The sequence below is a fragment of the Streptomyces sp. NPDC051133 genome (assembly GCF_040682635.1).
GTDB lineage: Bacteria > Actinomycetota > Actinomycetes > Streptomycetales > Streptomycetaceae > Streptomyces.
In genome coordinates this window covers 1-9,454 of record NZ_JBFBBK010000107.1, presented here as the reverse complement: position 1 = coordinate 9,454, position 9,454 = coordinate 1, and the positions used below count along the sequence as shown (strand labels likewise).

Sequence of the window (9,454 nt, the reverse complement as noted above, 5' to 3'; positions counted from 1 at the left end):
GCAGCACGGCACCGCGCGGCGGCGCCAGCCGACGCGCAACCAACACCAGGCCGCCCCCAATCCCCGAAGCCCACCACCCCACCACCCGCCCCCCAGCACTGGCCGGCGGCTGTTCACGGCAGGTAACTCCCCTTCAACAAGAGGCAGTTGGGAAAGTACAGGGGGCAGGGGGAAGGAGTTGTGGCGGAGGCTCGTCTTTAGTTAAGAGGCGCTCGGGAAAAGTGGCCTCTGACCTGCGGTTTTGTGAAACCTAATGTCGGCGGCCACCGACATTAGGTGTGCTCGGATGTCGGTCCGTACCCACACTCAGCTTAGAAACATGCGCCTATGCACAACTCTCCGATGAGACATGCGAATAGACGCAAGTATTGCCCTGCAGGCTCAGCCGTCCGCAGCGCCCATCTCAAGAAGACTTCCCTCGCCGGATCACTACCCGGCGAGTTACATACGGACGCCGCGTCGGCAGCCGGTCGCGCGTGTGGACGTCCCATCGCATGGAGGCGCGTAGGCCGGCTCTGCGCCGATGTCGGCGACCACCGACACAAACTTGCGACGAGTAGCAACTCTCCCGCGTGTAACATGCGGATGGTCGCAACTTTTGCCGTACAGTGCGCAGCACCTGTACGCGAAAGGATCATCTACATGGACGCAGCGGCAGAGGGTCTGCGCGCATGGCGCGCGAGCCCTCGACCCCAACCGCCCAAGCCTGTAAGGCCTGTTGAGAAGGATGGCGGCACCGATCTCGCGCGCCGGATCGCGGAGCAGTTCGGTAAGGGCCCCGTCCACGAGGTCAAAACGGTCGTCTACCGGCGACCTCCTCACGACATGCTCGGCGAGGCCGGCTACTCCCTCGTCAGCAATTACTTCTTGCGGCGCGTCCTGCCGTACTGCCTGATGCACAACATCATCAGCAAGCTGCAGGCCGCCGTCCTGTCGAACATGATCGGCAGGCAGAAGAAGGGCAAGATCGAGTGCACACACGCTGAGATCGCAGCCGAGCTCGGCGTGAAGCGGACCAGCATTGGCCACGCCCTCGACGCGCTCTGCGAGAAGAACCTCATCCGCAAGGTCAAGAGGTCCTCCTACCAGCTCAACCCTCGCGTCGCGTATAACGGAAACGGCCAGGAGCAGCACGACTTCCTCGCCGAGCTGCGAGCACTCGTCCTCGACTCCAAGTTCCCCGACGAACTCGCACCCGAGCTCACGCTGTTCTCTCGGCAAGAGCTCGGCTGACCGAAGGGATCCCATCGCCATGATGACCACCACGGACTTGCTGGGCATGCTGCACCAGCTGCAGCTCACCCCCACGGCGATCGACGTCCTCTCGGTCATGGTCGCGCACCAGGACCCGGGCGGCGCCGTGGGCATGAAGCAATCCGAGATCGACGAGATCCTCGGCGTGGGCCAGGCCTCCATGAGCCGCGCCATGGGACTGCTGGTCGACCGCGGCATCGTGCTGCGCTCCGGCGGCGGCCGCGGCCACCGCTACGCGCTCAACCCGGCCGTGGCCGGCTACGAGTCGCAACACGAGCTGGAGAAAGAGATGACCCAGCAGCTCGCCGTCGGCGGCCCTCCCCCGATCAAGGTCCCGGGCTACGCCAAGCGCCCGCCCAAGCCCGGCAAGGGCGGCCTCCACGCGGTCGCCTGATCGCTCTCAGACGCAGTGATGCCCCGGCCGTACCGCCGGGGCATCGCCGCACCTGTACGCGAAACTGCGCCTCTCCAGTATGCCCGCCGGCCGCAGTGCCCCGCTTCCCGAGACGAGGCAGCAGCGTGAGATGGGCCTCTGTGGCCGTCGGCGGCTCCACCCCGGCGGGAGGGTTGCCCCAGGTCGGCGCAGTCGCCGCTAAGAGGCGGGGGCAGGGCGCAGCAGGTTGGGGTTTTCGCGTCCTCCTGGAATGCGGATGATGACGACGAGGCATGGTTCGGATTCGCCGGGACGCTGGACGGGTTCGATCCAGATACTGGAGAAGAGGTTGACGGCGCCTTCGACGTCGACGGTTTTGTCGAGAGCGAGCAGGATGGCGAAGCCAGCGTTGGTGTTTTGGTATTCCGCCGCTTGGGCGACGTATTGACGTAGTGCGGTTTCGCTGGCGTCGTCTTCTTCGATCTTGCATTCGACGTTGAATTGCACGGCGCCGAAGGAGACGAGGATGTCGGTTCTTCCGCCTGCTTTGTCGATGACTTCCGAGTTAACGACGCTGAAGAGCGCTGAGAACTGCAGCACTTCCCGGTAGTGCTGATGGAATAGGGCTTCATCTACTTTCTGCTTCTTGCCGTCTTTGTCGCGTTTGCGGAGGTGCTCGGTGTACGAGCCGCCCATCTTTCGGCCGACGTCATAGCAGAGGTAGGCGTAGCGGATTGTGGTTTCCAGGAGAGCGGTGAACTCGTCGGCGATGCCGGTAATCCAGTCGCTGGAGCTTTCCAGCTGCTTGAGAAGTCGCGCCTTGAGGCGGCCGTACTTGGGGTCGGCGATGGGCGCGAGGACGTCTTCGTGGGTGCGCAGGCCGAGCTCCAGGCGGTCGAGGACGTGCTCCGGCGTCTGGTCAACGAACGCAGCGAAGTCGTCCTTGAGTTGGTGTGCCAGCCGCTGCCAGCGGCGCGCTTTTCCCTGATCACTCGCCTGCTGACCGAGGGAGGTCTTGCTGGTCTTGGTGCGGTGGAGGAGAGCGACGTGGAGTTGCTGGGCCGCGGGATCGTCGCGGAGTTCCTCGTCATGGGCCAGGGCGTGCTCGAGGAAGCGCTGCCGGTGCTCGTGCTGGAGGAAGGCGTCTTCGACGACAGGCGCCACCAGGGTCTCCACGGCCGCGGCCGCGGGGGTGTCCTTGAGTACGGCGACCGTGTTGTGCGCGGTGTACGCGCGAAGCAGTGCCGTGAGGATGCCGTGGCCGCCCTCGTACCAGGGGTCATCGTGGGCGAGGTGTGCGGCGGCGCCATCCAGCACGACGGTGAGTTCCGACCAGGCGATCACATCGTTCTGGCGCGGTCGTGCCCAGGCCGGTGTGCGGGTGCGATAGCGATAGTCCCGGTAGCGGTGGAGGGCGTCGCGCAGGGTGGAAGCGGCCGTGTGGACGCGTGTGGGGGCGTCGGGAGCGGACAGGCCGAGGACGGCCTCGATGGCGGCGTGGTAGAGCTGGGCGTCCAGACGGTCGGGATCGAGAGTGATCAGTTCGGCCAGCCGGTCCTGGGTTTTGCTCAGTTGCTCGGCCATGGGCGCGTACTGGTCTTGTTCCAGAGCCTGGCGCAGGTCGCCGAGGGCGAGTTCGAATGCTGCGTCTCGGCAGGTGTGGTCGAGCATCAGGCAGCGTTCGAGGGCGTCGCGGAGGCCGGCGCTGGGATGGTGGGCGTCGAGGACGCCGAGGAGGCGGGGCAGGCGGGTGGCCATCGCCTCGGGAAGTGCGGCGGGGTCCTCGGTTGCTTCGTCCATGGCGCCGAGGAGACGCGCAGCGCTTTTGATGACGCCGGCAAGGGTGAGTTGGACGAGACAGTCTGCGGCTTCCACCCCGATGAGGGCCGCGGCGAGGTCGTCGTCAGCATCTTGGGCTTGTTGGAGGCGGGCCAGCAGCGTTCGATTCAGTGGAGTGCCGAGTTCACGTGCCAGGGCGGGGTGGCCGGCGAGGGCGGCGGTGGCGCTGGCGAAGGCAGCGTGGTTGGTGTTGGTCCGAAGGCCGCACAGGACGGCGTCGTACAGCGGCTTGCACGCTTCGGTACCGAAGGCGTCGAGGTGGTGTGCGGTCGCCTGGATGAGGTGGTGGAGGAAGGGGCCCTGCGCGAGGTGGTCTGCGGCGGCGAGGACCACGTCGAGGCCTCCGAGGTCGTCCACCGTCGGGCCGGCGCGCAGTTGGGGATGGGAGGCGCGCGCGGCCCACTGAGCCAGGCGTTCGTCGATGGCGTGCACGATGCCTTCCGCCTCCCTCGCGTTGCTGGATACCCCTGGTGGCCTGGCCTAGAAAAGCTGACGCTTGTCAGGCCCGGTCACGGTACGGTCCTCGGGGAAGAACTCCCAAACGGCGTCGTCGATCGAGGTGATCAAGATCTGGATGCCGTGGTCGTTGGCCGCGGTGTCGTAGAGCGTCTTGATGCACTGGCGCGCGTTGTCGTGGGAGAGCTCTTCGGCTGTGGGCGCGTCGATGAGCAGCAGTCCGGGGTGGGACATGATCCCTCGTTTGCGGCCGACTTTGATCATGCCGACGATGGCCGCGATGCGCATGCGCAGGCGGTCGGTCGGGCTGAACGACTTGAAGGGGTGCTTGGCACCGGTCTTGCGGGCGTTGAGGTGCCCGGCCAGGTTGAGGTCGACGCTGGTCAGGTTGGCCACACCGAGGTCGTGGGCAATGCTGACGATCTCGCGGTTCAGGTCGGCGAACAGGGCGTTACTGTGGTCGGCGACCACCTTCGACAACACCCCGGCGGCCGCCTCCAAGATGGCGTCGCCGTCGTCGGAGTCATCCTCGGTGTCCGACGGGCTTGTCGTTGCGGTGACGTAGTCACCGACCACCTCCGGCAGTCCCATCCCGTTGCCGGTCGCGACAGCCAGAGCACCGCGCAGCTGGTAGACGTCCTGCCGGGCGGATTCGAGGCGGGTGTACCAGCTGCCGGAGCGTGCCGCGGTAAGCCGGGCGTTCGCCAGGTCGTACGCGGTACGGCTGTTGTCGCAGGCGGTGGTGGTCGTCTGAACAGCCTGCCGGGCTACGTCTTGAGCTGTGCGGGAGGCGTTCACCCGGTCCTCCAGCCGGCTGAGCAGTGCAGCCCGCGCGTCCGGGTCGTCCTGTACCTCCGGCAGAGGGCTTGCGCAGATCGAGCACCGGTGGTCGGTCTCTTCCGCGGTGCGCCGGGCATCGTCGATCTCGTGGTCGCAGCGCGGGCAGGACTCCGGCTCGAGGGCTCCCAGAAGGAGTCGGGCGGCGTTGCTTTGCTGGGCTCGGCGGACGGCTCTCTCGTCCTTCAGGCGGGCCTTGTGCGCGAGGGCGTGGCTTTCTTCCGCCTCCTGGAGAGCTGCCTGGTCGTGGGCGAGCTGACGTGCGGCGGCGTCGACGTCGGCGAGCAGGCCCGTCAGGTCGGGCTGGTTCACTTCCAGGGTAGCCACCTTCTCCTCGGCGGCTCTGAGCGCCTGGCGCAGTGGCTCGGTCTGCTGCTCGCGGGCCTGGGCATCTTCGCGCGCCCGGCGCTGAACGCGGTTGCTCTCCTGGGTGTCCTTCTTGCGGGCCGTGTTGATCTGGGTGAGCTCGGATGCGTAGGGGACGTCGAGGAAGAGCTGCATCAGCTTCACGGGGAGCTGGTTGTAGGACGTCGGGCCCAGCAGGACGCTGGAGTTTCCCGAGTTCAGCGCGATGGCGTAGAAGTAGCTGGCCCAGCCGTGCACCTGTTCCGCGCTGTCGCGGTTGCCGTCGGCGTCCTTCGGAGCGCCGGCCTCGGCCGCCCACAGGGGCAGCGGTCGCAGCCCCAGGCGGTCGAGCATGAAACGGTCGATGAGCTCCTTGACGCCGTCGGGTTCCGCGGTGGCCGCCACGCGTACGCCGGGGCCGGTCTCCTGGGAGCCATCAAGGGCTGCGAGGTGCTCGAGGGTGTCGGCGCTCAGGAGCCGGCAGCTGGGGCGGTCGGGCTTGTCGAAGGTCAGCCGGATGGAGGCGGCGACGCCGGCGACCTCGATGTCCGCGCGGACGTAGGAGAACCAGCTCACCGTTTCCGGTCGTTTGAAGGCGTCGAAGCCGTCCCCGCGCAGGGCGTAGCTCAGCGCCCACAGAAGGCTCGACTTGCCGACGTTGTTCAGGGTGCTGGCGATCGCCCACGGGCCCGGCCCCAGTGGCATGTCGAACGTGAAGGCGCCGTCGTTGTCGTCCGTGCCGGTCTTGGTGCCCTCGCAGTACAGGCGGTGCACGATCAGTTGCCGTCGCGCGGGCAGCGGGCTGGTCAACTGGATGCCGTGAGCCGACAGCGCGTCGCGCACCCTCTCCACATCAGCGGACGGCACGCGGGCGGCGATCTGCTCGTACAGCTCAGCATCGGACGGGACTGGCAAAGGCTCTGTGGTCACGCGGCGTCCCCCTGCTCTGCTTCGGCGCGCAGCCGGGCCAGGCGCGCGCGGGCCCGGTCGGCGATCGACGGGATGACCTCGTTCAGCGGGGTCTGGGCGTAGTCACGCTGCAGGTACTGCCGTTTGCGCAGCGCCAGGGCGGAGTGCCCGGTCGCCTCGGCCAGCGCCCGGACGAGGCGGGCGCGTTCGGTGTACCAGGCCAGGACTGGGAACTGTTCCGTAGCCCGCTCGGCGAGCTCGCGGCCTTTGGCCGTGAGGTAGTAATTGTCCTGCAGCACCCGCTTGACCGTGCGCCGCGGCACGACCACCACCAGCCGCGGGACGGCCAGGATGCTCATCGCCAGGTCGATGTACTCGAACGCCCCGAACAGGTAGCGCAGCATCGGGATGGCGCAGATCTCCGGCTCGTCCGAATCCAGGATGTCGCCGGCCAGCTCCAGGTTGATGGGCTCGTGTTCGCGCTCGTAGTCGTTGAGAAGCTCATCGGCCAGGTAATCCGGGTTGCGCAGCCAGAAGTCCAGTTTCTGCAGCCGGCCCTCGGCGCGCAGGACAGCCACCGCACCCTTCGGCGCGGCCTGCTGCTCGGCTTCGTTCAACGGATCGCACACCGCCGCGATGAGCAGCAGGAGCCGAATCGCATCGGAGAAGCTGTCCCCCTCGTCATCATCCACTCACACACCGTAATGACTCGTGATGTGGTTGATCAATGCCTCTGCAAGGGCCGCTCCGGACCGGCGAGACGGTTCCTCGGCGACAACAACCCAGTCGGCCGAGGTCAGTTACGGCGGCGGCGGACGTTGCGCAGCCACCGGCCCAGGGCCGAACGCCGGCCGCCCTCCCCTGGTCCCGGCGGCGGGAACGGCGGAAGCGGGGGCGTCGAGGGCAGCGGAGGCCGTGACGGGCGCGGGGGCTCCGCGGGCGGCCCGGATTCTTCTGTCGGGCCAGCGGGTGTTTCAGGGCCCGACGGCACCGGTTCCTGGCGCTCCTGTGGCGGGGGCGGCGTTAGGGCGGCAGGAGGCGGTGTTGCGGGAGGTTCCGGCTGCGGCACGTCCCGTGTCGACGACGGGGCCGGGCTGATGGCCGCGCGGCCGGGTGCCGGCTTCGGCTGGCGTGGGCGGACGACGGGCTTGGGGAGGTCCACGGTGGAGCCGTCGGTGTCCCAACGGGTCACCTGCCAGGGCTGTTTCACCCACAACTGCAGTTCGATCCAGCCCTGGCTTTGCGCGCGTGCCAGGTCGTCGGGGAAGAGCTTCCAGTAGCCGTAGGCGAGCACCTGCCCCGACCGTGTGGTGGCCCCGATCCAGTCGGGGCGGTCGCACCGCACCGCGACCCGCAGCCGTACGGGCCTGTCCTCGATATGGACGGGGTTGCGGGCCACGTACATGACCACGTACGAGTCGCGGTCGCGGCCGACGGCATCGGCGGTGCTGACGGGCCCCCACACCGCGCGCGGGATCGTATCGGCGGTGCCGTCGACGAGTGCCTGAGCCAGTTGGTCGGCGTCGGCGCGGCCGCGGCAGAACTGCGTCCATGGGATGTTGCGTGTCCCGTCAGGGGCGACCGCGGCGAACTCCTCGGCCACCTCGGGGTCCTGGTCGAAGTCCTGGAGGATCTGCACGATGCGGCGTGCCGAGGCGATCGCCCGTCCTGCCTGTTTGCTGGTCGCCCGGGGACCCGCCCCGCCCGTACTGCCGGGGCGGACCGTCCCGGCCGGTGGCCGTTTAGTGTGGCCGCCGGTCCCGAGATGGTCCAGCGGCGGGCAGATCAGCCGCCACTGACCGGCGCGCCGCACCACCGTGCCCGCCGAGCCGCCGGTGAGCTGCTTGCCACGCTGGTCGAGGTCGTACGTGCAGGTCGGCGTGTGCGGGTCGAGCCTGAAGTAGTGGGAGGTCCGGCCGTCTGGATCGTCGGCGTTGCCGTGCCGGGCGCTCACCCTGGTTCCGCACCCGCCGCACTTGAGGGGCATCACGTAGCGCGGGTGCGGCTGGCGGTCGATCTCCGACCGGTCGTACTCGTTGCCCAGCGCGTCCGTGACCCACGGGATGCGCACCCCGCGCTGCTTCTTCGCCACACGCCTCTCCCCGTCAGCGACTCATCCTTCCGTGCTCTCTCTTGATCTTCCCCCAACGCCCGCCGCTGTGCGTCGACTTGGGCACCTGAACGTGGGGATGTTCCTGTTTGCCCGCCTCGGGCCAGAGCGCACGGCCGACGGCCAGGTACTGAGAGCGCTCTGGTCGATCCCTACTCGCGTGTGTCTCCGCCCTTGACTTAGGTTGCGAATGGGGCAGATCGTGACCGTTCGCGTCTTGCTCCACGGGAAGGGGACTGTATGTCCTTCACCTGGCGATACCTGGTACGCCCGGACGGGTCCTTCAGCCGGATCGGCAACCTCAACGGCAGCCTCGACGACGTCAGCGACGAAGAACTGGCCCGAATGCGCCCTGCCGATCGCGACGACGAGGAACAGCCGGCTCGGCCATGCTCCCGCTGCGGAAGCGACCTCCTGCTGCACTGGCACGGCCCACTCGGGACCGGTGTGTGGATGGAGCTCTGCGCCGCCTGCGACGCTCACCGCCCCGCAGCCCGCGCCTTCATCCGCTGGCACCGCGACGCCGACCGCGACCCGAAGGCGCTCCCCCAGCTGTTCGAGGACTGGGAGACCGAGACCATGCACGCCCACGGATGGGCCCGCGCCCAGGAACCCGAGGCTCCATTCAGTCCCCCCGCCCCGCCCGGCCTCACACCGCGCGGACGAGGCTGAAAGCGACGTCGGGGAAGCCATCGAGCCCCGCAGCCATCAGCATGGCGCCGTCGGCGGGAGCCGAACCATCGTTGCCGTACGCCAGCGGGCCCCGGCCGCTGCCACGGCCAGGGCCCACACCGCGTAGGAGGCGGCTGTCCCGGCTCGTGCGTCGGCACGGTAAATCTGCGCGTCAAATGCCTACGCCGACGGCCGATGCGAGGTGCCCCGACGGACGGCGCCTGCCGCCGGGGCACGATCTACTTGTCGCCGCCCGCGCCGGACTTCCGGGCGATCAGCACCGCCACCGCCCGGGCGTGGTTGGCCATGGCGCGGAGGTGGTCGGTGATGGTCTTCGCGGGGTGCTCAGCCGAGGGGCCGCACGGGGCGATCGGATTGGACGCGAGAGCGACGAGCCAGAGGAGCCCGAGCAAGGCGGGAACGATCTGGGCGAGCTTCGCGAGATGCGTCAACACGGTGGAGCCTTCTTCCCGTTGTCGTGATGTGAGTGCGCCGGGCGCCTCGGCACGGCTCAAGAATCACGACACGGAAAACAAGATCGCAAACCGCGTTTTGGCAGGTCGCGGAGCCTTCTAAGGGGGTGGGGGTGCGCCCTGGCCGAAGTAGCTCAGCACGCACGCCGGGAGGACGAGGAACATCCAGCCGCGCGTGATGGCCCG

At 68.2% G+C, this 9,454-nt stretch carries 8 protein-coding genes; 3 read left to right on the top strand and 5 right to left on the bottom strand.

The genetic code is table 11. The annotated features are described in order from the left end of the window. Positions 1-642 precede the first annotated feature (642 nt). Together AB0N17_RS44415 and AB0N17_RS44410 are read left to right on the top strand one after the other, a co-directional pair. Positions 643-1,233, top strand: a complete 591-nt coding sequence (locus AB0N17_RS44415; protein WP_366017390.1) for a replication/maintenance protein RepL — start codon at positions 643-645, stop codon at positions 1,231-1,233. Positions 1,234-1,252: 19 nt separating this feature from the next. After that, on the top strand, positions 1,253-1,648 hold the full coding sequence (locus AB0N17_RS44410) for a winged helix-turn-helix domain-containing protein (RefSeq protein ID WP_366017389.1): 396 nt from the start codon (positions 1,253-1,255) through the stop codon (positions 1,646-1,648). Positions 1,649-1,846: 198 nt separating this feature from the next. Here AB0N17_RS44410 and AB0N17_RS44405 read toward each other — a convergent pair whose 3' ends face one another. From AB0N17_RS44405 to AB0N17_RS44390, 4 genes are all read right to left on the bottom strand, one after another. Next, entirely contained in the window at positions 1,847-3,898 is a 2,052-nt protein-coding gene (locus AB0N17_RS44405; protein ID WP_366017388.1) for a hypothetical protein, read from the bottom strand. Between the two features lie 48 nt (positions 3,899-3,946). Next, positions 3,947-6,034, bottom strand: coding sequence for a hypothetical protein (locus tag AB0N17_RS44400; protein ID WP_366017387.1), 2,088 nt, complete (start codon positions 6,032-6,034; stop codon positions 3,947-3,949). Beyond that, entirely contained in the window at positions 6,031-6,705 is a 675-nt protein-coding gene (locus AB0N17_RS44395) for a hypothetical protein (RefSeq protein WP_366017386.1), read from the bottom strand. The genes AB0N17_RS44400 and AB0N17_RS44395 overlap by 4 nt, the downstream gene beginning before the upstream one ends. Positions 6,706-6,809: 104 nt before the next feature. Then, entirely contained in the window at positions 6,810-8,105 is a 1,296-nt protein-coding gene (locus AB0N17_RS44390; RefSeq protein WP_366017385.1) for a hypothetical protein, read from the bottom strand. 258 nt (positions 8,106-8,363) lie between these two features. On the opposite strand from AB0N17_RS44390, the gene AB0N17_RS44385 reads away from it, so the two are divergent. Further along, positions 8,364-8,795, top strand: a complete 432-nt coding sequence (locus AB0N17_RS44385) for a DUF6300 family protein (RefSeq protein ID WP_366017384.1) — start codon at positions 8,364-8,366, stop codon at positions 8,793-8,795. 239 nt (positions 8,796-9,034) lie between these two features. Here AB0N17_RS44385 and AB0N17_RS44380 read toward each other — a convergent pair whose 3' ends face one another. Then, entirely contained in the window at positions 9,035-9,250 is a 216-nt protein-coding gene (locus tag AB0N17_RS44380) for a hypothetical protein (protein ID WP_366017383.1), read from the bottom strand. Between the last annotated feature and the right edge of the window lie 204 nt (positions 9,251-9,454).

Excerpts from the sequence above, each read along its gene's own strand:
- AB0N17_RS44415 (WP_366017390.1), top strand. The coding sequence starts at position 643 with ATGGACGCAGCGGCAGAGGGTCTGCGCGCATGGCGCGCGAGCCCTCGA.
- AB0N17_RS44410 (WP_366017389.1), top strand. The coding sequence starts at position 1,253 with ATGATGACCACCACGGACTTGCTGGGCATGCTGCACCAGCTGCAGCTC.
- AB0N17_RS44385 (WP_366017384.1), top strand. The coding sequence starts at position 8,364 with ATGTCCTTCACCTGGCGATACCTGGTACGCCCGGACGGGTCCTTCAGC.